General features: G+C 67.9%; 25 protein-coding genes and 2 pseudogenes. 16 read left to right on the forward strand and 11 right to left on the reverse strand.

What is annotated here, in order from left to right; translation table 11 throughout:
- Positions 1 to 393 precede the first annotated feature (393 nt).
- Positions 394 to 1,011: an endonuclease gene (locus ACFYR3_RS44120; RefSeq protein WP_355858497.1), complete on the forward strand. Its 618-nt coding sequence runs from the start codon at positions 394 to 396 to the stop codon at positions 1,009 to 1,011.
- A gap of 39 nt (positions 1,012 to 1,050) precedes the next feature.
- Here the strand turns inward: ACFYR3_RS44120 and ACFYR3_RS44125 are convergent, their stop codons facing one another.
- The gene (locus ACFYR3_RS44125; protein WP_355858494.1) at positions 1,051 to 2,589 is read right to left on the reverse strand and encodes a CYTH and CHAD domain-containing protein; all 1,539 of its coding nucleotides are present in this window, start codon (positions 2,587 to 2,589) and stop codon (positions 1,051 to 1,053) included.
- 584 nt (positions 2,590 to 3,173) lie between these two features.
- Between ACFYR3_RS44125 and ACFYR3_RS44130 the strand changes: the two genes are divergently transcribed.
- The 7 genes and pseudogenes from ACFYR3_RS44130 (at position 3,174) to ACFYR3_RS44160 (ending at position 8,151) form a co-directional block, all read left to right on the forward strand.
- The gene (locus ACFYR3_RS44130) at positions 3,174 to 3,428 is read left to right on the forward strand and encodes a DUF6479 family protein (RefSeq protein WP_355858491.1); all 255 of its coding nucleotides are present in this window, start codon (positions 3,174 to 3,176) and stop codon (positions 3,426 to 3,428) included.
- Positions 3,429 to 3,794: 366 nt separating this feature from the next.
- Positions 3,795 to 3,914, forward strand: a pseudogene (locus tag ACFYR3_RS44135) (alpha/beta hydrolase); the annotation flags it as partial.
- 806 nt (positions 3,915 to 4,720) lie between these two features.
- Positions 4,721 to 4,966 carry a hypothetical protein gene (locus tag ACFYR3_RS44140; protein WP_355858488.1) on the forward strand — a complete coding sequence of 82 codons (246 nt, stop codon included), beginning with the start codon at positions 4,721 to 4,723 and terminating at the stop codon, positions 4,964 to 4,966.
- 85 nt (positions 4,967 to 5,051) lie between these two features.
- Complete coding sequence (locus tag ACFYR3_RS44145; protein ID WP_389287984.1) at positions 5,052 to 5,327, forward strand: hypothetical protein; 276 nt, start codon at positions 5,052 to 5,054, stop codon at positions 5,325 to 5,327.
- A 690-nt stretch (positions 5,328 to 6,017) separates the two neighbouring features.
- Positions 6,018 to 6,362 carry a hypothetical protein gene (locus tag ACFYR3_RS44150; RefSeq protein ID WP_355858483.1) on the forward strand — a complete coding sequence of 115 codons (345 nt, stop codon included), beginning with the start codon at positions 6,018 to 6,020 and terminating at the stop codon, positions 6,360 to 6,362.
- 132 nt (positions 6,363 to 6,494) lie between these two features.
- The gene (locus tag ACFYR3_RS44155; RefSeq protein WP_355858480.1) at positions 6,495 to 7,460 is read left to right on the forward strand and encodes an LLM class F420-dependent oxidoreductase; all 966 of its coding nucleotides are present in this window, start codon (positions 6,495 to 6,497) and stop codon (positions 7,458 to 7,460) included.
- 19 nt (positions 7,461 to 7,479) lie between these two features.
- Complete coding sequence (locus ACFYR3_RS44160; RefSeq protein WP_355858477.1) at positions 7,480 to 8,151, forward strand: HAD family hydrolase; 672 nt, start codon at positions 7,480 to 7,482, stop codon at positions 8,149 to 8,151.
- Positions 8,152 to 8,278: 127 nt separating this feature from the next.
- On the opposite strand, the gene ACFYR3_RS44165 is transcribed toward ACFYR3_RS44160, so the two are convergent.
- Both ACFYR3_RS44165 and ACFYR3_RS44170 read right to left on the reverse strand, forming a co-directional pair.
- Positions 8,279 to 8,821 carry a type 1 glutamine amidotransferase domain-containing protein gene (locus ACFYR3_RS44165; protein ID WP_355858474.1) on the reverse strand — a complete coding sequence of 181 codons (543 nt, stop codon included), beginning with the start codon at positions 8,819 to 8,821 and terminating at the stop codon, positions 8,279 to 8,281.
- Between the two features lie 179 nt (positions 8,822 to 9,000).
- Complete coding sequence (locus ACFYR3_RS44170) at positions 9,001 to 9,474, reverse strand: hemerythrin domain-containing protein (protein WP_355858471.1); 474 nt, start codon at positions 9,472 to 9,474, stop codon at positions 9,001 to 9,003.
- Positions 9,475 to 9,556: 82 nt separating this feature from the next.
- On the opposite strand from ACFYR3_RS44170, the gene ACFYR3_RS44175 reads away from it, so the two are divergent.
- Positions 9,557 to 9,787 (forward strand): hypothetical protein, encoded by a 231-nt coding sequence (locus ACFYR3_RS44175; RefSeq protein ID WP_355858468.1) that lies wholly within the window; start codon positions 9,557 to 9,559, stop codon positions 9,785 to 9,787.
- A gap of 18 nt (positions 9,788 to 9,805) precedes the next feature.
- Here ACFYR3_RS44175 and ACFYR3_RS44180 read toward each other — a convergent pair whose 3' ends face one another.
- Entirely contained in the window at positions 9,806 to 10,201 is a 396-nt protein-coding gene (locus ACFYR3_RS44180; protein WP_355858465.1) for a helix-turn-helix domain-containing protein, read from the reverse strand.
- A gap of 99 nt (positions 10,202 to 10,300) precedes the next feature.
- Here ACFYR3_RS44180 and ACFYR3_RS44185 point away from each other — a divergent pair, with 99 nt between their 5' ends.
- On the forward strand, positions 10,301 to 11,086 hold the full coding sequence (locus ACFYR3_RS44185) for an ANTAR domain-containing protein (RefSeq protein ID WP_355858462.1): 786 nt from the start codon (positions 10,301 to 10,303) through the stop codon (positions 11,084 to 11,086).
- A 167-nt stretch (positions 11,087 to 11,253) separates the two neighbouring features.
- Here the strand turns inward: ACFYR3_RS44185 and ACFYR3_RS44190 are convergent, their stop codons facing one another.
- The 4 genes from ACFYR3_RS44190 to ACFYR3_RS44205 form a co-directional block, all read right to left on the reverse strand.
- Positions 11,254 to 11,751 (reverse strand): SRPBCC family protein, encoded by a 498-nt coding sequence (locus ACFYR3_RS44190; protein WP_355858459.1) that lies wholly within the window; start codon positions 11,749 to 11,751, stop codon positions 11,254 to 11,256.
- Positions 11,752 to 12,143: 392 nt separating this feature from the next.
- Positions 12,144 to 12,650, reverse strand: a complete 507-nt coding sequence (locus ACFYR3_RS44195) for a hypothetical protein (RefSeq protein WP_389287988.1) — start codon at positions 12,648 to 12,650, stop codon at positions 12,144 to 12,146.
- 49 nt (positions 12,651 to 12,699) lie between these two features.
- Positions 12,700 to 13,257: a hypothetical protein gene (locus ACFYR3_RS44200; protein ID WP_355858453.1), complete on the reverse strand. Its 558-nt coding sequence runs from the start codon at positions 13,255 to 13,257 to the stop codon at positions 12,700 to 12,702.
- A gap of 308 nt (positions 13,258 to 13,565) precedes the next feature.
- Positions 13,566 to 14,204, reverse strand: coding sequence for a hypothetical protein (locus ACFYR3_RS44205; RefSeq protein WP_355858450.1), 639 nt, complete (start codon positions 14,202 to 14,204; stop codon positions 13,566 to 13,568).
- 845 nt (positions 14,205 to 15,049) lie between these two features.
- Here ACFYR3_RS44205 and ACFYR3_RS44210 point away from each other — a divergent pair.
- The 4 genes and pseudogenes from ACFYR3_RS44210 to ACFYR3_RS44225 all read left to right on the forward strand — a co-directional run.
- A pseudogene (locus ACFYR3_RS44210) lies at positions 15,050 to 15,549 on the forward strand (hemerythrin domain-containing protein); the annotation flags it as partial.
- Between the two features lie 290 nt (positions 15,550 to 15,839).
- Positions 15,840 to 16,700, forward strand: coding sequence for a SigB/SigF/SigG family RNA polymerase sigma factor (locus ACFYR3_RS44215; protein ID WP_389287998.1), 861 nt, complete (start codon positions 15,840 to 15,842; stop codon positions 16,698 to 16,700).
- Between the two features lie 108 nt (positions 16,701 to 16,808).
- Entirely contained in the window at positions 16,809 to 17,231 is a 423-nt protein-coding gene (locus ACFYR3_RS44220; RefSeq protein ID WP_389287990.1) for a DUF5133 domain-containing protein, read from the forward strand.
- Positions 17,232 to 17,281: 50 nt separating this feature from the next.
- Positions 17,282 to 17,635, forward strand: coding sequence for a hypothetical protein (locus ACFYR3_RS44225; RefSeq protein ID WP_389287992.1), 354 nt, complete (start codon positions 17,282 to 17,284; stop codon positions 17,633 to 17,635).
- A 791-nt stretch (positions 17,636 to 18,426) separates the two neighbouring features.
- Here ACFYR3_RS44225 and ACFYR3_RS44230 read toward each other — a convergent pair.
- Positions 18,427 to 19,266, reverse strand: coding sequence for an RNA polymerase sigma factor SigF (locus ACFYR3_RS44230; RefSeq protein WP_389287994.1), 840 nt, complete (start codon positions 19,264 to 19,266; stop codon positions 18,427 to 18,429).
- 277 nt (positions 19,267 to 19,543) lie between these two features.
- Between ACFYR3_RS44230 and ACFYR3_RS44235 the strand changes: the two genes are divergently transcribed.
- Positions 19,544 to 19,825, forward strand: a complete 282-nt coding sequence (locus ACFYR3_RS44235; RefSeq protein WP_389288000.1) for a MerR family transcriptional regulator — start codon at positions 19,544 to 19,546, stop codon at positions 19,823 to 19,825.
- Between the two features lie 101 nt (positions 19,826 to 19,926).
- Here ACFYR3_RS44235 and ACFYR3_RS44240 read toward each other — a convergent pair whose 3' ends face one another.
- Entirely contained in the window at positions 19,927 to 20,280 is a 354-nt protein-coding gene (locus tag ACFYR3_RS44240) for a PRC-barrel domain-containing protein (RefSeq protein WP_389287996.1), read from the reverse strand.
- A gap of 331 nt (positions 20,281 to 20,611) precedes the next feature.
- A complete protein-coding gene (locus ACFYR3_RS44245; protein WP_261710066.1) occupies positions 20,612 to 20,782 on the reverse strand; it encodes a hydrophobic protein in 171 nt (56 codons plus the stop codon).
- A 183-nt stretch (positions 20,783 to 20,965) separates the two neighbouring features.
- Here ACFYR3_RS44245 and ACFYR3_RS44250 point away from each other — a divergent pair, with 183 nt between their 5' ends.
- Positions 20,966 to 21,142, forward strand: coding sequence for a CsbD family protein (locus tag ACFYR3_RS44250; RefSeq protein WP_355858740.1), 177 nt, complete (start codon positions 20,966 to 20,968; stop codon positions 21,140 to 21,142).
- Positions 21,143 to 21,349 lie beyond the last annotated feature (207 nt).

Genomic DNA, 21,349 nt, shown 5'->3' on the forward strand with positions numbered 1-21,349 from the left:
AGGTGGTCCTGCACCCGAACGGACACGGGAACGGCCACAAGCGATAAGGAATCCGAAGGGCCACCGTCCCGCCCGTCCTCCGGCCGGGGCTGGGGAGGCCGGCGTCGGCCGATGCCGTGCGCGGCGCGAGCAGGGGCTCCAGCCGCGAGCCGCGTTTCCTCGACCGTGAGCCCGGATCCCGCGCCCCCCGAAGGCCGCACCCAAGCACGCGTAGGCCGCATCGAACAGACCCCGACGGGCACCGAACGCCACCGAGCCAGCCGCTTCTCACAACAGGCCGCACAGAAGTACCAGAAATTTGCGGAGGCGGTGATCAGCGTGGCCACGACGCGCCATGAGACGTCCACGCAACGCAACGCCCGTGCCGGCGACAGGAAAAGCGACACGAGAGTGGTGAGCGCCCTGCTCGAGCGACAAGAAAGGACATACGCGGCGCAGGCCGGAATCCGGTTGCGGGACACCCCGGCTCCGCTCTACCAGATGCTCGTACTGGCGAACCTGCTCAGTGCCCGTATCAAGGCGGACATAGCGGTCTCGGCAGCCAGAGCACTGTTCGAAGCCGGGATGCGCGACAGCCGGTCGATGGCGCGGGCGACCTGGCAGGAACGTGTCGACGCGCTCGGCAAAGGCGGATACCGGCGCTACGACGAGCGCACCTCCACCATGCTCGGTGAGGGAGCGGAACTGCTGCTCGACCGGTACGACGGTGATCTGCGGCGGCTGCGCGAGGAATCCGACCCCGCAAAAGCGCTGCAGCGCTTTCCGGGCATCGGTCCGACGGGGACCGACATCTTCCTCCGCGGCGTACAGGCCATCTGGCCGGAGTTCCATCCGTACGTGGATCGCAAGGCCCTGGACGGCGCCCGACGGCTCGGACTCCCCGCCTCGCCGGAGAAGCTGGCCGGCCTCGTGACCCGTCGCGAGGTGCCTTTGCTGGCGGACGGCCTGGTACACGCGGCCCTCGACAAACCCATGGCCGACGCGGTGCTCGCCGCCGCGGACCGGGCATGACGGGTGGGTGGCCGGCTCTCGCTGCGCATCGGTACGCGATCAGAGGCCGAGACCCTTGCGCCGGGCTGCCGCCCGGGCACGAGCCCACGCCTCGGGGAGCTGCCGTTCCCGAACCCCCGCCGCGGTTCTCTCCTGACCGTGCAGCAGGCCCCAGGTGAAGCCAGGTTCCCCCGCCGCGTGTGCGGCGATCGCAAGACCGCGCAAGGTGTCACGGGCCACGACACTGTCGTGCTGGGCACCGCTCACCTGCTGTACGACCTGGACGCGCTTGCCGAGGCGTCGAACAGGCTTGCCCAGCGCGGGGCGGGCTGCCTCCGCGGCATAGCGAAGCCTCTTGGCGGCCTTGCGGGCGTGATGGATCCGGGCATCACGTTCCGGTCCGGACGGCATATCGAGCGCACGGTCCATTCGCTGACCAAGTCGCCCGTACTCCTTCCCAAGCGCCTTGACCAGGACCTTCTCCGGTTTTCCAGCCGCCTTCGCGCGCAGCGGCGGCGCCTCGGCCAACCTGTTCAACTGCTCCAGCAGGTTCAGGTAGCGGGGCGTGGCGAGCGCGTCCAGGGTGCGTCGACGGCCCTCGGCCTGCCGCGCCGCGTCCCAGGCCTGCAGCCGTGCGTCAACCGGGCCCAGGACCAGTTCACCGGGAAGTTCCCGCACGCCGGAGGTCAGCCGCTCCCGGAGCACCTCATGGTCGCGCTCCACACCGAGTTCGGCGCCGAGCCATCTCAGATCCCGCCGAACGGGGTCGGTGACCTCACGGTCGAGGACGGATCGGTAGGAGCGCAGGCAACTGCGCAGACGGCGGGCCGTGGTGCGCATCCGGTGCACGGCGTCGGGCAGGTCGCGACGCACAGCGGGGTCGAGGTCCGTGAGGGCGTCCACCAACCGGCGAACGTACGTGAGCACGTGATCGCCGGCCGGCCCTGGGGCGGCCCCGGCGCGTGCATCCTCCGTGCCTTCGAGGAGGGGCGTCGTCTCGGACAGGGCACGGACGACTTTCGAGGGGCTCTGCGCGCGGTCGACACCGTTCTTCCGGAGTACCTTTTCGATGGCGTCCAGGAGCGCAGGATCACCGTCGTCGGCGAGTTCGACCTCCATCTCCGTCCACTTCGTGTGCGCGTCGTCGTCCAGCAGCGAGTCGGCCCGCACCGCATCCGTACTCAGCTCGGCCAGGGCGTCACCCCCGGCGTCGAGAAGATGGCGCAGGTAGCGGGTGGAGCGGATCCGCACGACCGGCCGCAGCTCTGCGCCGCGGGTGCGCGAGAGAGCCAGGTCCCGCAGGTCCTCCGGGACCTCTTCTGATGACAGGGGGAGCCGGATCTCCTGCCGGGTGTCTCCCTCCAGGGGTAGCTTCAGGTGCCAGCCGGCGTCGGTGCCGCCCCTCCGGCGCCGCAGGGACGCCCTGGTGCGTGCCAGTCGCAGGTCCTCGGTGTCGTAGTAGACGGCATCCAGCTCCTGCGTCGCATGTTCTGCGAGCGAGGCGACCCGGTCCACTTCCGTCAGCTCGGGCAGCCATGAGATGTCGTTCCCCGGCGGCGCCGCATATTTGCGTTCTGTCTCTCGTGTCGAATGGACCATACAGATCGCGTTGACACATTCCCTGGTCTCAAACTCGACGTACGCCACTTCACGGCTTCACCTTTGCGCGGGTGGTGGATCGGAGGCGGACGGAGATCCGTAGCGTTCCAGCAGCCAGGTGACGGCGCCGTGGTCCAGGAGCCCCGAGGACACGCACCGAGCCGATGCCGACGAGGCGATTCGTACCGTGGAGATGGCCTTCGCGGGTGCGGAACCGGCGGGCCACGGCGAGATTGACGGCCCACGGTCCACCTGGGTCTGCCGTGGAGGACTGCTGTCGTTGCGCTGCTCAGGACATTTGTGAGGCTCCTTATGCGACACCTGTACTGCGGTGTTCGTGCCTCTTGACTGCACCACGCCTGTCGACCTTCGTAGGCTTGCGGCATGTTCATGCCGCTGCGCTGCAGAACAGGCTGAGCGCCCGCCAGATGATGCGCTTGGGGCAGCGCGGACGGCCATCGACGCCTGATGTTCCTCAGCGGGGACAGTTCTGCCGTGCCGTAAAAGGCCCGGTCTCGTAGAAACACCCGCCGCCTGGCGTGAGGACGGCGGGGATTTTGGCGTGGAGGGGGTACCCGGGGTCCATGGACACCGAAAAGGAGACCGTGCTGGCTGCCGCTTCCTATAGCGGCGCACTGTGGCTGATGGCGGCGGGGATCGCTGTCGTCGTCATCCTGGTCGTCGCGTTTTTCATCGGTACCCGGCGTTCTGCCCGGCGCCGTTCAATCAATCCAACCCAGGCCGCACAAGCGCGTCGTGACCTCGTGGACCCCGCACGCCGCGGCGACGGCTGGAGCACTCCCGACGACGACCCGGAGCAGGGGCACCCCCACCGCTGACGGCAATTCACGCCGTGCCCCACAGTCCAGTAGTCCTCCCCCGCCCCGCTTCCGTGATGTGCGCCGAACTGGCCCGGCAGATTTCCGTACGGCCAACCCTGACGGGAGCACCCGCACCCGCCGTCACAGCGGCCGTCTTCCAGCAGCGCCCGCCTGAGGCGAGAGAAGCCCGGGCAATCCGACGCTGCCGGAAAGCCCGGGCAATCCGACGCTGTCGGGATGCCGGCGTGCTGGACGAGAGCGATGAACTTCCGGACTGTGCTGGCGGATGTGGTCGAGACCCGTCCCAGGAAGCTGCTTTGACCGGCGATCGGGATCGGCTGCTGTTGAGGCTCATGAGGGTGATGGGAAACTGGCGGTACGGATATCCGTCGGAACAACGTCTCCGTCACTGGCCGTGCTGATGGACCGGTTGTGCTGTTGGCGCAGGGGTTCGGCTGCGACCAGAACATGCGGCGGCTGGTGATGCCCGTGCTACTGCTGGATTCCTCAAACGGTGTACACATATCGGCGCCGTAGTAGGCGAGTTGGCGGTGCGGGTCTGCCCCAGATCCAGGGGTTGGCCCGGGAGTTGAGCTGGTCGGTCGCAAGAGTGGTGGCGTATTCGATGTCGTCGCGGTTGGCGAATGACCGGCCGGCGAGGGCGGCCTTGCGGAAGATGCGCCACCAGCCTTCCTGCAGGTTGAGCCAGCACGCGCCGACGGGGATGAATGCGTGGTGGATGCGGGGGTGGTCCTCGAGCCAGGTCCGGGAAAGGTGCGCTAGCTGTACCACTGGTTCCTGGCGAAGGCTGTCGTGTGCGGCATGGCGTTCGGCTCCCGTCGTCGGGTCGTGGCGACATCGTGGGGACGGGCTTCGGAGGTACGCAAGAAGGCTTCCGTGTCACGGAAGACCAGCCGTAAAATGCCTGGTGAGAGGCGTGACGCGGGGCGTGGTGTCGATGCCCGCCGGCAAGGGGGTGGCAGCCATGCCTTGGGCTTGGGCTGTCAACCGATGTTGGTCCGTGATCAATGATTTGCGAGATATGGCCTTATTGGTCTACCTGTGGCGATTTCTTGTCGGCATACGACTGGTGCAGCGGCAGAATTTGCATAGCCGCAGATCAAAGCTGGTTGTTCTCATGATGGGAGGGGGCCGGGGTCGAATCCGGGTCGAATCGCCTCCCATCCGCCGTCGTTCGGTGGGTTGTTGCAGGTCAATAGCATGATCAGACGTCATCACGCCAGGGTCGCGTGAGTGGCTGCAGAACCCGAGGGTCAGGGGCGGCCACCGGCAGGCTCTTCGTCTGCTGGTTGTACACGCTCACCATCAACCGGCTACCAGTCGGTGAAGTGCTCATCGGTGACAAGCTCGTCCAAGCCGTCACGCACCCACATGGCCGCCGTGGCCCGCAGGATTACTCGTCCGCGCCATCCGCACCAATCATCGGCCCCGAACTGGAACCCATCGACATCGCGGCCACCCCTCCGCCCGCTCGAACCAACTCCGCCCAAACCAACGCGGACGGCAACGCGGCCAACGTCCTCCGCCACCGCTGACCAGCCACGGGAGTCGCTCGGCGACCCCCGGAATCAACGTCGGCCGGAGGGGTACTTGCCCGTCAAGCGAGGAAGCGAGAACGACGTGAACGATCGCCGCCCGGAAGGCCCTGGGAAAGGCGGAGGGCCGACACCGAAGCCGATACCGAGGGACCTGCCCGATCAGCAGGCCGCAGCCGATGAGGACCCTTGGGACGTCCTCGGCGCGGAGATGCAGTCGACCATCGTCGAGCGGGCCGAGCCGCAAGGCCCGGATCCGGAGATTCCCGATACGGACGAGGTCGGCACCGGGCAGAAGGGTGCCCCGCAGTCCGGCAGTCCGCATCCGGAGCATCCTGTGCCCGACGAACCGTCCGACTGACGCATCTCCGCGCGCCGCGGGGGCCGAGACACGGCACGCTGGGAGGGGCCCGCGGATTCCGGCCACTCGAAAACAGGTGATGGGTGTGCGTACGTGGGTCGGCGAACGGCCCGTCCACGGCCGGCTGACCGGATCCGACCCACTCCTCAGCGCGTACGGTCCCGTCGCCGGTGCGGCCGCCCTCTGCGCCGTCACGGGGTGGCTGCCCCGCGTCGGCGCCATCTCGACCGTGGGAGCCGCGCTGCACGGACCAGCGCTGGCCTCGTATCGCGCCGTCCTCGCCGGTCCCGCCCGGCACGGCGCCCCACCGAGACTTCCCATTCTGTTCACGCCGTCAGGGACGGTGGCTGCCTCGGGAATGGCCCTGCATGTGGCTTCACCGCGCGAGAGCGGGCCTGCCCGCCTCGCGGCGGTGCCTTGCGGCAATCGGCGAGAGCGCGGCGGCCGAGCGACGCCTGGGCGTGGTTGCCGAGAGCTGGCACGAAGGACGCGCGGGCACGCTCCTGCGCACCGCCTGTGCCCTGACGCCGGCGGGCGCAGCGACCGCGGCGCTGGTCGGCCGCAGTGGTGGGCCGGCCGGCAACGCTCGGGGTCTCGGCCTGCACCCGCCTCGGGGTCTTCGCGGCAGCCGCCGCCCCGCGGCTAGGACCGAAGTACACAGTCGTACCCCAGCGGAAAGGAAGGTGCTCGATGGTCACCGTGTCTCTCACCGGAGCGTCAAAGGAGGACGTCGCCACCGTCTTCGGCGTCCTGCGGACGGCGTTCCCCACCGACCGACCTTCCGGCGACGTGCCTCATGATCAGCCGGGCGACCGCTTTCCTGTTTGGACCGCGGTGTTCGATCCGACCGAAGAGCGCATTCCGACCGGCCCGACCCCGTTGGAGGGTTCGGTCACCGCCACGCTGCAGGGCGGCTACGTCGCCGTGGACCGGCTCCGCGAAGCCCTGAGTGACGCGTTCGCCGTGCAGGAGCGGGGCACTGCGTCGGGAGACCAGGAGAAGGAGGTCGACCTGCAGCTCCGGACGAAGCGATAGCCGCGCAGGTCGCGGACGCAGTCGCGCGACGCTGGACGCGAGAAACGACTGAGCCGGGTTCTGGCTCGCTGACCCGGCAGGAGACCTCTCGCGCACCCGAGCGGCGCCCGAGGCGACGAGGAGGAGAGTGACATGGTGCAGATCGGGTACACGATGATGACGGAACAGGCCGGCCCGCGTGAGCTCGTCGGTCATGTGGCCGGAGCCGAGCGCGCCGGCTTCGACTTCTCCGTCACGTCCGACCACTACTTCCCCTGGCTGGACTCACAGGGGCACGCCCCGTACGCGTGGACTGTCCTCGGTGCCGCCGCGCAGGCCACCGAGCGCATTCCCCTGATGACGTACGTGACGTGCCCGACGACCCGCTACCACCCCGCGGTCGTCGCTCAGAAGGCCGCCACCGTGCAACTGCTTTCCCAGGGACGCTTCCGCCTGGGTCTCGGCTCCGGGGAGAACCTCAACGAGCATGTGGTGGGCGGCGGATGGCCGGCCGCACACGTCCGGCTGGAGATGCTCGAAGAGGCCGTGGAGATCATCCGCTCGCTCTTCGCGGGCGGGAGCGTCAACCACCACGGTGCCCACTTCGACGTGGAGAACGCCCGACTGTGGGATCTGCCCGACACGCCCCCGCCGATCGGAGTCGCCGTCTCCGGTGAGCGCTCGTGTGAAGTCGCCGGACACCTCGCCGACTTGCTGATCGCCACCGAACCGAAGGCCGACCTGATCTCCGAGTTCGACCGGCACGGCGGCGTCGGCAAGCCCAAGGTGGGCCAGCTGCCCATCTGTTACGACACGGACCGGGACGCGGCCGTCGCCCGCGCCCATGACCAGTTCCGCTGGTTCGGCGGCGGTTGGCCGGTCAACGCCGAACTGCCCGGCCCCGAAGGATTCGCCGGCGCGACCCAGTTCGTACGTCCCGAGGACGTGGCCGAGTCCATTCCGTGCGGAGACGACGTGGACTCCGTCGTCGACGCGGTACGGTCCTTCGTCGAAGCGGGATTCACCGAGGTCGCGCTCATCCAGATCGGCGGTGACCACCAGGAGCCGTACCTGGAATGGGCCGAGCGGAAGCTGCTTCCCGCCCTGCGCGAACTGTGAGAGGGCGAGGACACCCGCGATGACCACGAGGCGCGCCGCCATCTTCGATGTCGACGGAACACTCGTCGACACCAACCACCTGCATGTCGTCACCTGGTGGGAGGCCTTCCGCCAGGCCGGCCACCGCGTCGCCATGCGTGACATCCACCGGGCCGTGGGCCTCGGCGCCGGCGACCTGATCGAGCACCTGCTCGGCAAGGACCGCGACCCCGGGGACGACGAACAGTTCGTCGCGGCCCACCACGCGCTCTACGCAACGTACTTCGACCGGTTGCCGCCGCTGGACGCGGCCGGCGAACTGCTGCGCACCCTTGCCGGCCGGGGATGGGAGATCGTCCTGGCAACCTCGGCGAGCGGCGCGGAACTCTCCGCGCTGCGCCGTGCCATCCACGCGGACGACGTCATCCTCGGGGCGGCCAGCGCGGACGACGTCGCCGAGGGCAAACCCGCCCCCGATCCTGTCGAGCAGGCCAGGGCGCTCGCCGGAGTACCGAGCGAACGAGCGGTGTTCGTCGGCGACACGGTCTGGGACATGCAGGCCGCGGTCCGGGACGGGGTGACACCCCTGGCGGTCCTGTCCGGCGGCATCCCGCGGACGGATCTGGTGTCGGCGGGCGCCCAAGCGGTGTACCGAGACCCTGCCGACCTCCTCGACCGCCTGGACAGCAGCGTCTTCGCGGACCGGAAATGACCGGAAGCCGCCCTGGACGTTGCCGTTCGGGTACTCGCTCCCTCACCGGCATGGCACGACAGCCCCTGTCCCCAGCGGCCGGATTGCCCGGGACAGGGGCGAGCGCACGCCCGATCCGGTTCCGCGTTCAGGTGGTCGCGCGGCCGAACTCGTGCACCAGGGCTTCGCAGAACGCCTTCAGGTCGTCCGGCTTGCGGCTGGTGACAAGGGTGTTGGGGCCGCCGTCGCAGACCTTGACCTGTTCGTCCACCCAATTCCCGGCAGCGTTGCGGATGTCGGTGCGCAGGCTCGGCCACGATGTCAGGTTGCGCCCGTGCAGCACATCGGCCTCGACGAGAATCCACGGGGCGTGACAAATGGCCGCCACTGGTTTGCCCGCGTCGAAGAAGCCCTTCACGAAGGCCACGGCCCGCTCGTCCAGGCGCAGTTGGTCGGGGTTGGCGACTCCACCGGGCAGCACCAGACCGTCGAACTCGTCCACAGACGTGTCTCGCACCACTTGGTCGACGGGGAAGGTGTCTGCCTTGTCGAGATGCCGGAAGGCCTGCACCTCTCCGGACTCTGTGGACACGAGTACGGGGGTACCTCCGCTGCCCGCCACGGCGGCCCACGGCTCGGTCAGTTCGATCTGCTCGACGCCTTCCGGCGCCACGAGGAATGCGATGCGCATGTGCGTGGATCCTTTCCGCGCTGGATGCCCTGAGAAATAGCCGCGTCTGTGCTGGATGGCCTGGGGGATGGTCGCGGTTGATGAGCCGCCGGCTCGGCAGCATTCGATCGACGAAGCGGCTGCGGCCCCGTCGCCGAGGCCCGTATCGATCCACAGGCTGCTTGAGGTGCCGGTACGATCTACCGTTCGGCGCTGGGAACGGCGAGGGGCTCGCTCGGAGCCTCCTTCTTTGCCGATTCCATCTGTTCGCCCAGTTCGGTGAGCTGGTTGCGGCCCATGGTCTTGCGTACGTCGGGGAACCATTCCTGCTCCTCTTCCTCGACGTGGTGGCGGACGTTCTCCATGAGGACGGTCATCTTGGCGTCGAACCGTTCGTCCGCCGTATCGAGACCCTTCAGCTCGGAGAGCATCCACAGCACGACGTGATGTTCCTCGACGCTCTCCAGGACGTGGTCCTTGGTGTCGGGGGCGGCCTCCCGGGCGGCAGGGTAGAAGATCTCCTCTTCGATCCAGGTGTGGGTGGTGAGCTCCTCGATCACCTGATCGGCGATCTTCCGCTTTTCCGCGTGGGCGTTGGCCCCCGCCTTCTCGAACCGCTTGAAGAGCTTTTCCACCCTCTTGTGGTCTTCCTTGAGCAGCACGATCCCGTCCACGGCTTCTCCTCCGATCGCATTCGGACGGCTCGTTGCCGCCCGGGACCGAGTACCCCAGCGGCCGCGGATCGTCACAGGAGGCATGAGGTTGCCCGGAAAGTCGGCCCGGGCCGCGGTGTACGCCTATGGGAGGGCTGCTGGTTCGCGCCTGGTTGCTGAAGGGCACGGCTACGGGGCGGCCCACGGCATCTTCGACGGCCGCGCCGGGCGGCACTCGGTCCAAGCGGCCATGGCACGCTGCTCCGGCCGCCTCGCCGCCGCACCGGTCGGTGCCCTGCCGGCAGCGACCGCGCTCCGGCGCGCGAGGAGCTGACCAGGGCCGCAGGGAACCCTACGAGGCCGCTGTGCTGTCGTCGCGAGCGAACGCATCGGAGCGATCGGACGCGGATTGCGCGGTCCGCTGCCCGGGCGGGGCTTCAGCGGGGCTCTCGTGCTGGTCGAGAGCCGCCAGGAGGCCGGCCACCGTCAGGCCCGAGTCGGCCGGGTGTCGAAGGATGGTCCCGGGCTGGATGTGGTACAGGTTCGTGCGCCCTCGCCGGGTGTGGTCCAGATAGCCGTCCTGCTCCAGATCGGAAATGATCTTCTGGACCGCCCGCTCGGTGAGCCGGCACCGTGCGGCGATGTCGCGGATGCGCGTGCCTTGCGCACCGGAGGCGATCGCGGCGAGGACTCGCGCGTGGTTGGTCAGAAAGGTCCAGCCGCTGTGTCCCTCGGGTACCTCAGTCATCCCCCCAGGCTAGGCCCTTTCGTTCACGCATTCAAAAGGGCGAAAGAAAGTTCATGTATCTCTTGACGTGTAACCCGATGGAGGGTGAACCTGTATGCCATGCGAGAACATCCGCTCTCTCCCTCTGCGGGAAGCGGGGACGAAGCCGCCCACGATGGACTGGCCTGCGGCGCCAGGGTGGGAGGCGCGTCACCCTTCCTCGAGACCGCCACGTATCCCGCCGGCGCACGGACACTGGTCGTCGCCGCCGGTGAGATCGACATCGATACCGCGCAGCAACTCCAACACAACCTGTGTGCCGCCCTGGCCCTGGCGCGCCAGGGACTGGACCTGGACCTCGCGCGGGTCGACTTCTGTGACTGTTCCGGGCTCCGGGTCCTGTTGCGCCTCCGGAGCCTTGCTCTCGCCCAGGGCAAGACGGTCCACATCCGCGCTGCTGGACGCGCTGTCGAGCGGCTGCTCATGCTCACGGGCACGGCATCTCTGTTCGCGCCCTCGAACGGTGCCGGTCCTCACCTGGACGGGAAGTGCGAGAAGGACCTGCTCGCCGAGGTCGTCGACCTGAAACGGGCGATGCGGAGCCGCCCGGTCATCGACCTCGCCCGCGGAGTGCTGATGGCCACGTTCAGGTTGAACGAGGAAGACGCCTGGGGCGTTCTTGTCGAGGTGTCCCAGCGCAGCAACACCAAACTTCGCCTCATCGCGGAGGAGTTGGTCGCGGCAATCACCGGCGATCCGCTGCCCGACCATCTGAAGCAGCAGATTTCCGCGGAAGTCGCCAAGGTCTCCGACGACCCGCAATCACGTTGTCACCACCGGCGCCGCGACTGGGTTCCGCCCGCCGCCAGAGCCGCGTCCCTGGAAAGCCGCAGACCATCGGCATGACCGCTTCCCGGCTACCGCGTCTGGCGACCGCGTCAGCGATGTCGGTTCCGTATGTGCCGGCCCCGCGCCCACGCGCAGACCCATACGACGGCCACGACGACGGTGACGGCCCGTAGGGCGGAGAAGGCCACGAGATCCACCCCTTGCGGACGTCGACGCCTGGCTTGTCATCTGCCCCAGGGCCCGAACGTGCATCCGGCCCGCCGTGCGAGCGGTGTGGTGTTGGCAGGATCCTCGTCCCCCTCGCACAGCCGGGCGAGGCGGCCCAACATGGCGCGGTTCCTTATTTGCTGCGCCACCTCCAGGAGGCCGTTGTGCAAGGCGCCTCCGGCGCCGCGCAGGGGGTGTTCATCGAGGATGATCAGCGTGTGCTCGCCCCAGGGCCGCAGTTCCATCGCGATCCTCGCGGTCCCCAGCGGTCCGCTGTCCGCCTCCAGCTCGAGGACGGCGGCCGGCTCACTGCGGCGTACGACGGTCCGGTTGTGCAGGGTGAGCGGCCCGATCTTGATCTCGTAGCGGAGGGCCGCCCCCAGGTCGGGCCACCGTCCCTCGTCCAGCTCGGCTCGTGAAGGGCCCACGACCCAGTCCCCGTACCGTTCGACGTCGGACAGGACCTCCCAGACGTCCTGAGGAGACTTTCTGATCAGCCGGTGCCGTACGGCCATGCGTTCCTCCGCCGTTGGAGTGTCAGGTCCCTTGCTGCGCGTTTCCACGCTAGGCCCGGGTGGACACTCCCGCTCGGGGACGAATTCCGGTGCCGTCGGTCAGCTACCGGAGTACAGCCCGCCATGACCAGGGGCATCCTGGTCAGTGCGCCAGGCTGTTCTATGCGGAGGAGCCATGTCCGTTGGGAGTCCCCTGGCCGGCCGTAGGGCGGTCGTGCCTCGAGCCGCCTGCGGTCTCGGGGCCGAGATGGCCCAGGCGCCGGTGCGGCGCCCCGTGGTGCTGCCGACGTCCGCAGCCGAACCGACCCACGCTCGCCCGATCCCCCGAAGACAGGCGGGTCCCGCGATCAGAGGGGCGCAGCCCAGGTCAGCCGCTGCGGTGCGGCGTTGTGTCAGGTGACCAGCAGGCGGTTGAAGAACGAACGGTAGTGTCGCAGTGCCAGGCGCAGGTCTTCGGTGTTCGCCTGTTCGCCTCGGTTCCACTGTCCTTCCAGTTCCTGTTTGTGGTCGGCGAATGTGGCGGCCAGCCTTTGCATCACGTCGGCGACGAGGGCGTCGGCGGTGTGCACGGCGTCGCGCGGGTCGTCGACGAATCTGTTCTGTACTTCCTGCCAGCGGGTGCGGAACCCTTCTTCGTCCTCAGCGCTGAGTAGCTGCGGGACGTCCTCCTCGGCTTGGGCGCCCTGGCCCGAGCTCTGGGTGCTGACGTCGGCCTCCGCGGTCCTGTCTTCAACGGGTCGGCCCGGCGTTTCCGTGCTCTCGCCGGGGAAAGGGGGAACATCGGTCTGCTCCTGCGTGCCGGCTGGGCCCTCTTGTGTGGACCGGTCGCGGGGCTGGGCGAGGTCGTCGGTGGACAGGCCGCTCGCGGTGGCGGTGCCAGGTGTGTCTTCGCGTTGCATGTCTCCTCCGGTCCCGGACGCCGGGGTGGCGGCCCGTTCGTTGAGCTGTTCAGGCCGGTGCATGGCGGGATTGCCCGCCGTCGGCGAGCAGTTCGTCGAACAGGGAGCGGTAGTGCACCATCGCCCCCCGCAACTGTTCTGTGGTCGCCTCGTGGCGGGTGCTGAGGACGTCGACGTCGTGGGCGGACCGATAGTGCTCGAGCGTGCGGCCGTGCTCGACCGAGAGGTCCTTGAGCTGTTGCTCGAAGTCCTGGGTGGGGTAGCCGCGTTCGTGCATCAGAGAGGTCACCAGTTGGTCCGCGTCGTGCACGGCGTCCTCCGGGCGGTCCACGAACTCGTCCTGCACGCTGGTCCAGTCCCGCGTGTACCGCTCCCTGACACTGCTGTCCAGCGGCTTGATGTCCAGCGCGTCGTGCCGCTTCTCGCGGGCTCTGAGTTCGCGCTCTCCGGCCGTGCGGCTGTCGGCGTCCTCCATCGTGCGCGCGTACTCCGGGCCGAAGCGCTCGCGCAGTTTCCGGCGGCGCATGAGGAGCGAAACCGCGACGGCCGCCAAGGCGATCACCACCACGACGGGAATGACGATTGCCAGAAGTGTCCCTGTTGACATGGAGTCGAACCCCCTCACGGGTGCGCCGTATGTTCTTATTTGGGCGGGTTCCCTCGCTTTTATCACTGAAACGAGGCCGTGTGGTTGGCACGGACGGCAGCGGCGGGTGGCGGCCAACGCGAGCGCGGCAGTGAACCAACGCAACGCTCAGCGCCTGCAGGCCCGGACCGACCGTCAGGCGCAGACGGCGCGCTGTCTTCCGGCGAAGGCGTGATCGCTCGTCCGGGCGGCAGCTCGTGATTCCTGTAGGCCTTCGGGCGCGCAGGACGAGGGGCGCGGGCACCGGCGAGTGAGGGGCTGTCCGGATGTCAGTGCAGGATGCTCACGGCGCGGGCGATGACGAGGAGCGATGTAAGGAGGGCGGAGATGCTTTCGATGCTCATCATGAGTTTGGCGCGGGTGGTGAGCGGCATGGTGTCCGTCGGGCTGAAGGCCGTTGAGTTCGTGACGGACACGTAGAGGTAGTCGACCAGGGTGGGGACCCAGTCGGAGGAGCCGCTGGCGCCGTCGGCGACTTCCTCGACAGCGTCGTCGTTCTCGTCCTGGGAGAAGCGGAAATCCGCCAGCGGGAGCTCGGCGCGCGGTGCCTGGGTGCGGCTGACGGGGCCGCCTCGGTCCAGTTCCCAGAACGCGAGACCGAAGACGATGATGTTGGTGAGCCAGACCTGTAGGGCGGCCACCAGGAGCTCGCGTCCGTCCTTCACTCCTGCGTGCACCAATTCGTCGATCAGGATGGCGAGCGCGACGAGGTTGCTCGCAGCGATGACGGCGACGAGGGCCAGCGACAGGATGCGGAACATTCTGGTCTGACGGGTCAGCCGCCTGGGGTTGATCGCGATGAGCGGAATGAGGAGCAGGACCTCAAGAGTGGGCAGCACGTATCGGGGTGCGATGAGCAGCTGCTGCGGCAATGCGAGGTAGAGGGCGATGGCGGCGAGGGTGGCCAATACTCCGGGAAGTCTCGCCTCGCCTCGTCGTTCATGACGAGGGTGCCGTGTCCGGGCGTCAGCGCGACTCTGCGCCATGATCCGCTCTCCCCGTCATCTCTTGACGATCTCGGAGGAGTCTAGCCGGAGGCTGGATGGTGGTAATTTTCCGCGGCTCTGGCCGGGGAATCTGCCTGCAGCTGTGCACCCCTGCGGCAGCAACTTCCCTCAATCACCGACTGGTTGACTCCCAAAGGCCCGTGTCACTCGCCTTCCATGGTCCAGAGGGCGAAGGAGAGAGGAGAGTGCCACAGGCCTGACGTGATGAGGTCTCCACGGTTCGAATTCGAGGGGATTGACACCGGTGGCTGCTCGGCGTACCGCCCTCCAGTGTAATTCTGAGCCAGCCATGCGAGGACGGTGCCCGGATTTCCTGCAACGCAACGAGACTCGACTGACTGCTGGCGCACACCGCCGTTCCTGGCGGGACTGCTGTTAATTGGAGTGCAAGAGGGGTACTCAGCGGCCAGGTCGACCAGGTGGCCTTTCCTGTTGGGACTGGCTCGGCTCAGGTTTCCCTGGTTCGGCCACTTGTGCCGGGGAAACCGTCCAACCGCTGCGCTCGGTGCATGCCCTGCTGCAAGGAGGAGGTGGAAGCGGAAGGGTTGTCGACGTAGAACTTCGGCAGACTCTGCGCCGGAGCCCTGTGAGCAGGGTGAGAGGCGGACCGAACTGCGCAGGCGATGCACGGGTGTTGAGGCGGGCGTACTGGAGTGGCGCCTCAGTCGCTGGAACATCGGTGACGATCGAGCGTGATCACCGGACTGTGACCGTGGGTGGCGCGGGACAAGCGGTTCCTCCGCTGGGTGAGAGCCGTCATTGGGACCACGGATCACCGGGAGGTCGAGGATCTCTTCGGTAGATGTAAGTGCTGGCGCCGGGGGGCGAGCAGCGCAAGGTGTACGGGGAGCAGGCCGTGATTGAGCTGGTGGGGCATTAGGTCGCCGAGGAAGCCTATCCGTATCTGGCCGTGAGGGAGTTTTTGCCGGACGGCGACAAGGTCGCCGCCAAGGAACTGGAGGACCATGCCGAGGCCGAGCGGACGAGGTAGGAGCTCGAGAGCCTCGACGCGGATGAACCGGGTTTTGACCTCCTGATCGGCGAGCTGGTGACCGGGATCCGCTCGCACATCCGCGACGAGGAGGACTACTTGTTCCCCCGGCTGCGGCAGACGGCATCTGAGGATGCGCTCATGAAACTGGGCGACCAGGTCCGTCGGGCCAAGAAGACCGCCCCGACCCGGCCGCATCCGTGCGCTCCGGATACCCCGCCGACCAACAAATTGCTGGCTCCCGGCGCGGGCATGGGAACGGGCTTTCCCGGGCCGGACGAGGTGGGGTGGAGGATGTCGTGCGCAGTCGGGAAGGCGGTGTTTACGGTCATGGCTGAGGGGCACATGAGAATTCGTGCTTCGGACCGAAGGCGCACGCCCTGCGGGGATTCCGTTCTCCTTGCCTGCTGCGGTTTCCTTCGGCGGGCCGGGCAGACCTCCCGCGCGGCGAACCTCTGACAGACACGGTTCAGGCCGCGCTCGGTATCTGGCTCCGGGCCCCGTCCTGAACCCCGCGTTCAGGAGCGATCCCCGTGCTCACTGATATGAACCCAGACTGTTCGCAGGTCGACAGCACCTCTGTCTCCCTTCTCACCGGGAGCGCACGCCGAACCCATGACGACTCCCCCCAGACTGCCGCGCTCTTCGAGCGGCTGGCGGAACTGGGCGAGGGGCCGGAACGGGATGCCGTGCGCGATGAGCTGGTGAGGGCCTGGCTGCCCATGGCGCACCGTATCGCCGGCCGGTTCCGTGATCGCGGTGAAGCCGTGGAAGACCTGCGCCAGGTGGCAGCACTCGGGCTGGTCAAGGCCGTCGACCGCTTCGAGCCCGGCCGGGGGGCCTTCGAGAGTTACGCCGTGCCGACCATCACCGGCGAGGTGAAACGGCACTTCCGGGACCGCACGTGGGCCCTACGGGTGCCCCGCCGGGTGCAGGAGCTGCGCAACCAGGTCCGTCTGGCACGCCGCGAGCTCACCCAGCGCCCCGGCAGTCCCCAGCCCACACCCGCCGACATCGCCGCCCGCACCGGCCTCACCGAGGACGAGGTCGCCACGGGCCTGGAAGCGCTGGAGAGCTACAGCACCCTCTCACTGGACGCCGCACTGGCCACCGACGACGACGCGTACAGCCTCGCCGACATCCTGGGCGTCACCGACCCTTCCTACGACGTCATCGTCGACCGCGAGGCGGCCAGGAAGGCGTTGTGCAGGCTCCCCGAACGTGAGCGGACCGTCCTCTACATGCGCTTCTTCCAGGACATGACACAAAGCCGCATTGCCGATCAGCTGGGGTGCTCCCAGATGCACATCTCCCGGCTCATCACCCGCAGCTGCGCCCATGTACGCAGTGAGGTGCTGGGAGAGTGCGAGTGCCGCAGTCGCTCCGGCAGCGCCTCCGTGGCGTGAGGACTGCTCCACTCCCAGGGCCGGGTGGCCGCTTCCTCAAGCCCCATGCACGCTGTCATGACAGTTCCCCACAACACCAGAAGGCCTCAGCCCCAAGGAGTCGCACCGATGTTGATGCCCCTCCCCGTCACTCTGTACCAGCTGGTCGCGGAATACGAGTCGCTCCTCGCCGAGGAATCGCCCGACGGCGGGACGCCCCCCAGTCAGCGGCTGCGGGACCTCGCCTACACCCTGTGCGTGTCCACCGGAACCCGCGAAGTCACAGACGCCCTCGACACCGCCCGCTCCTACTTGGCCAAGGCGGCGGCCACAGTCACGAACTCCCCGGCCGCCACGAGACTCCGAGCCGATCGCCGACCGGCCTCTGCACTTTCCAAGCCCGCAGCCATCGGAACGACCAGTACGGCCAGTTTCCAGTGCGACGCCGGCGAACCGTCTGCCGGTCGCCGCGATGGCACCCTGCGCCCCAGGCACCGGCCCACGGCACCCCACGCCGCGGGCGCAGGAAAGGCAACGGGGGGTGAGGCCTGAGACCCACCATCCGGGCCGAGAGGCCGCCCTGTCGTTGAGGAAAGGAAGTCATGGGCGGCGCGGCCGTCGCACACGGGGCCACCGCACCGTGGGACGCGTCTCTGGCCACCGACAAGCGTGAGGTACGGCCTGTCGAACAGCGCATCCACAGCTTTCCGGAAGTGCTGCCCTTGACCGCGGCCGCTTTCACCACGTGCCTGCACTGGGAACCGGTCCGTGAGGTGACGAAGGGCGCCGGCCACACCGATGACTGGAAGCTCCTTCCCAAGCAGCGCCCGCTGCCGGCCCGCTACCTCGCCGCGATCGCCGGCGGGGTCGGGCTGTGTGTCGTCCTGCCGTACGCGGAAGAGATGATCCGCTGCGTACGGACCTGCCGTGACCGTGACACCGACCACCCGCGGTAGCGGCGGGTTTGTTCCTCCCGGGCCGTTCTCCAGAGGTGTCGGCCGCGGTGTGACGCGCACTCTGAATCAATTGAGCGCGATGGGGGAGTTCCCGGTGGAAGGAGTGGCCTCGTGCAGTCGAGGGCACCGTGGCGGCGGTCAGGACGGTCGCCTCGCGCCTTCGCTGGCCGACAGCCTGCCACCCGGCCCTCACCAACGCGCCGCAGGTGGGGGAGCCGAAGGAGGGTTAGCTCGACGAAGGCCGCCCCGGCTCTGACGCGTGAGGGTGAGAGCCATGTTGTACCAATCATTTGCCGTGGGGCTTGCGGGAGGGCGAAGGCGGAGCAGACTGGGGGCGGCGGATACCTGAGCCCTGTCATCCAAGGAGAGTGGAGAACAGGGGGACCAGGGGGAACAGTTCGTCGGTGAGGCGGCCGCGTGAGAACGGCGTGGTGGCTCTCCCCCCCACGCGTCGTTCTCCCTCCGGTCGTCCTCACCGGCTTTCCCGGGGACGCGCGGGAGAGTCGTCCCGGGCTTCAACCGGCCGGTGAGGACTGCCGGAGGGCTGGAACCGGGCAGTCTGTGGTCCGGTTCCAGCCTGCCCTCGGTGGTGCCCGGCCGGTGCGGGCGAGGTACACCGAGCGCCGGCACGGACGCAGAGCTTGGTCCCAACTCCCCTTGTGCAAGAAAAGGTTGGCATCCTCACCGACCTAGAGGCCCGGGATTCCCGGCTGCTCACACAAGCCGTGTGGGCTGCTTCGGCCTGCACAGGGGTGTCGGCCGTCATGAGTTCCGGGGTCAGGCGGGCGCATTCACTCGGTGGTGAGCATGCCGGTCCGGAGTTTGGTGAGGGTGCGGTTGAGGAGGCGCGAGACATGCATCTGGGAGACGCCGAGGTGTTCGCCGATCTGGGCCTGCGTGAGTTCGTCGACGAAGCGCATGTGGATGATGCGCCGTTCCCGGCCGTCGAGTTCGGCGATCAGAGGGGCGAGGGCGTTGAAGTCTTCGACGAGTTCGAGGGCGGTGTCGTCCACGCCGATGAAGGCGGCGAGGGCGGCCTCACCGTCTTCGCTGGAGGTGATGGCGGCGTCGAGCGAGGCCGAGGTGTAGCCGTTGGAGGCCTTGCGGGCCTCGATGACCTCTTCCTCCGACAATGACATCAACTCGGACAGTTCCCGCGTGCTCGGGGTGCGGCCGAGCCGGCTGCGGAGCTCCTCGGTGGCCTTGGCGAGCGCCACGCGTGCTTCCTGCAGGCGGCGTGGGACGTGGACGGCCCACGTGGTGTCGCGGAAGAAGCGCTTGATCTCGCCGACGATGTAGGGGACGGCGAAGGAGGTGAACTCGACCTCGCGGGACAGCTCGAAACGGTCGATGGCCTTGATGAGGCCGATCGTGCCGACCTGGACGATGTCCTCCATCTCGTGCTGGCTGCGGCTGCGGAAACGTGAGGCCGCGAACTGGACGAGGGTGATGTTCATTTCGATGAGGGTGTTGCGCGCGTACTGGTACTCGGGCGTGCCCTCTTCCAGGACGGCGAGCTGGTCGAAGAACAGCCTCGACAGCTCACGGGCGTCCTTCGGAGCGACCTGCGACGGGTCACTGATCTCCGGCAGCACGACGGCCTGCGCCCCGGTCGTCTCGGTCACTGTCATGCTCGTCCCCTCCTATGTGATCCAGCCTCAGATGCCGTGCCGCCTGCTCCTAAGCGGCCAGAGACGGCGTACCCCCGCTTGAGGCATGCATGCCAGATGTTCCACCGTAGACCCGCCGCCCCGTCTCAGGAGTGAAAGCGGAACGGAGGTTAACCCATCGCGCCTGCGAGGTCGGACGTGGGCCTTGCCGGCCCCCGGGATACCGTGCGGGCGAAGCCTCTGGTGGACGATCTCCTCGTTCGGCCGGCTCGACGATGACGACTACCCCGCTTACACGATGGGCCGGGCCGCCGAACTCCTCGGCACCACCCAGGGCTTCCTCCGCGCCCTCGGCGAAGCCCGCCTGATCACCCCGCTGCGCTCCGCGGGCGGCCACCGCCGCTACTCCCGCTACCAGCTGCGCATCGCCGCCCGCGCCCGGGAACTCGTCGACCAGGGCATGCCGATCGAGGCCGCCTGCCGCATCGTCATCCTCGGGGACCAGCTCGAAGAAGCCCAGCGCATCAACGACGAACACCGCCGCGCTTCCCGGTCGGCGGATCCAGCGGCCCCTGCCTGAGGGGTCTGGCGCCTCGGGGCTTTCCCGCCCCCACGCGTACACGAAAGGGCCGGCCGAAGACACTCCCGGCCGGCCCCCTGGCTTGCGCCGGGGTGTTGATGTCAGATGCTGCGCCGGTTCTGGTAGTAGCTGCCGACCTGCTCGTGGTAGCCGGCGTCACCGGTGTGCTTGTCCTTGTCGAACTCGGGGGAGTCCTTGATCTGGTCCTTGGTGAGCGCGACGTAGATCTTCCGTTCGGCCTGGTCGACCGACTGCACGGTGCCGGCCGGGAGGAGAACGTGCTTGCCGAAGATCCACACGCCGGTGTCGACGACGAGGTAGGAGGAGTCGACGTCGTCCGAGTGCTTGTCGACCTTCCCGATACTGCCGTCGGTGGCCGCGACCTTGTAGCCGGTCAGGTCGGTGCCCGCGGTGTAGCCGGTGGTCGGCTGGTAGCCCCAGATGTTGTCACTCATAAAATCCCTCCTCAAGGAATCAATCGAATGCCGCCCACAGTCGAACTGCGGACTCGTTGAGACCGAGCGTCATCGTTGCTGACGCTCCCGGGAGTTCGGGTTCCCAGGCTTCTTGCGCCTATACATACGCGCTGCGGAAAGAGTGAACAGCCGAAGACGTCGTGCTGGAGGGCCATGGTTCCTGGCGTCACACCAGCCTCCGGCCATGGCTTCCAGCTACCTCGAGCCGGAGGAATCACCACTTTCGTCCTGCGGTCGCCGGGACGGGACATGGGTGGGGCCCGACGCCGTAGCGTCGGGCCCCACCCTGACGATGTGCTGTTCAGGCCGTCTACCAGCGGTACCAGCGGCCACGCCGGCCGCCGCTTGCTGTCGGACGGATCACGAAGCCGAGGACCCATACGATCAGCACGATCACGGCGATCCACCACAGTGCCTTCAGTGCGAAACCGGCACCGAAGAGGATCAGGGCGAGCAGAAGAACAAGAAGAACAGGAACCATAGTTATCAACCTCCGGACCGTCGTGTGCCCTGCGGATCGATCACCATTCCTGTGGATCTTATGTATTTCTTAGACGGTCCACGGCTGCGAATGCGTGGCAGTCCTCGGGTTGGTTTGAGGATGCAGACCCGGGGTGACACGGAGGGCGTAATTGAGTTCCGAATGAGGCAGGGGTGAGTGGTTGTGGCTGCGGACGAGAAGGCTCAGGCCAAGGGCGAGCAGGCCGAAGGCAAGATCAAGAAGGTCGTCGGCGGTGCGGCGGGCAACGAGTCCCTGAAGGCCGAGGGGCGCGCCGAGGAGTCCAAGGGCGACCTGCGCGCGGCCAAGGAGAAGGCCAAGGACGCCATCCGGCCCAAGTAGGCGCTGAGCACTTCTGATCCCGGCAGCCCGTCGGCTGCCGGGATCTGTGCTGCCGGTGCCGGCTCCGCTTTCGTGACGGGTGAACAGAGGGGCTACGTCATCGGCCCGCGATGGCACTGCGACCAAGAGGGCGCATGTCATGGGGTCGACGTGCTCCCGCTGCGGCCGAACGGTGGCAACTGCGGTCACGACGCGGCGACCGCGGAC

Source organism: Streptomyces sp. NPDC005784 (genome assembly GCF_042871525.1).
In the GTDB taxonomy this organism is placed as follows: domain Bacteria; phylum Actinomycetota; class Actinomycetes; order Streptomycetales; family Streptomycetaceae; genus Streptomyces.

Bases quoted from the DNA above. Each gene is read 5' to 3' on its own strand.
- ACFYR3_RS44150 (WP_355858483.1), top strand. From the start codon at position 6,018: ATGGTCACCGTGTCTCTCACCGGAGCGTCAAAGGAGGACGTCGCCACC.
- ACFYR3_RS44235 (WP_389288000.1), top strand. From the start codon at position 19,544: ATGGGCCGGGCCGCCGAACTCCTCGGCACCACCCAGGGCTTCCTCCGC.
- ACFYR3_RS44125 (WP_355858494.1), bottom strand. From the start codon at position 2,589: ATGGTCCATTCGACACGAGAGACAGAACGCAAATATGCGGCGCCGCCG.
- ACFYR3_RS44185 (WP_355858462.1), top strand. From the start codon at position 10,301: ATGCGAGAACATCCGCTCTCTCCCTCTGCGGGAAGCGGGGACGAAGCC.
- ACFYR3_RS44180 (WP_355858465.1), bottom strand. From the start codon at position 10,201: ATGACTGAGGTACCCGAGGGACACAGCGGCTGGACCTTTCTGACCAAC.
- ACFYR3_RS44215 (WP_389287998.1), top strand. From the start codon at position 15,840: ATGAACCCAGACTGTTCGCAGGTCGACAGCACCTCTGTCTCCCTTCTC.
- ACFYR3_RS44160 (WP_355858477.1), top strand. From the start codon at position 7,480: ATGACCACGAGGCGCGCCGCCATCTTCGATGTCGACGGAACACTCGTC.
- ACFYR3_RS44245 (WP_261710066.1), bottom strand. From the start codon at position 20,782: ATGGTTCCTGTTCTTCTTGTTCTTCTGCTCGCCCTGATCCTCTTCGGT.
- ACFYR3_RS44130 (WP_355858491.1), top strand. From the start codon at position 3,174: ATGGACACCGAAAAGGAGACCGTGCTGGCTGCCGCTTCCTATAGCGGC.
- ACFYR3_RS44165 (WP_355858474.1), bottom strand. From the start codon at position 8,821: ATGCGCATCGCATTCCTCGTGGCGCCGGAAGGCGTCGAGCAGATCGAA.
- ACFYR3_RS44225 (WP_389287992.1), top strand. From the start codon at position 17,282: ATGGGCGGCGCGGCCGTCGCACACGGGGCCACCGCACCGTGGGACGCG.
- ACFYR3_RS44190 (WP_355858459.1), bottom strand. From the start codon at position 11,751: ATGGCCGTACGGCACCGGCTGATCAGAAAGTCTCCTCAGGACGTCTGG.
- ACFYR3_RS44195 (WP_389287988.1), bottom strand. From the start codon at position 12,650: ATGCAACGCGAAGACACACCTGGCACCGCCACCGCGAGCGGCCTGTCC.
- ACFYR3_RS44175 (WP_355858468.1), top strand. From the start codon at position 9,557: ATGAGGTTGCCCGGAAAGTCGGCCCGGGCCGCGGTGTACGCCTATGGG.
- ACFYR3_RS44155 (WP_355858480.1), top strand. From the start codon at position 6,495: ATGGTGCAGATCGGGTACACGATGATGACGGAACAGGCCGGCCCGCGT.
- ACFYR3_RS44220 (WP_389287990.1), top strand. From the start codon at position 16,809: ATGTTGATGCCCCTCCCCGTCACTCTGTACCAGCTGGTCGCGGAATAC.
- ACFYR3_RS44200 (WP_355858453.1), bottom strand. From the start codon at position 13,257: ATGTCAACAGGGACACTTCTGGCAATCGTCATTCCCGTCGTGGTGGTG.
- ACFYR3_RS44230 (WP_389287994.1), bottom strand. From the start codon at position 19,266: ATGACAGTGACCGAGACGACCGGGGCGCAGGCCGTCGTGCTGCCGGAG.
- ACFYR3_RS44240 (WP_389287996.1), bottom strand. From the start codon at position 20,280: ATGAGTGACAACATCTGGGGCTACCAGCCGACCACCGGCTACACCGCG.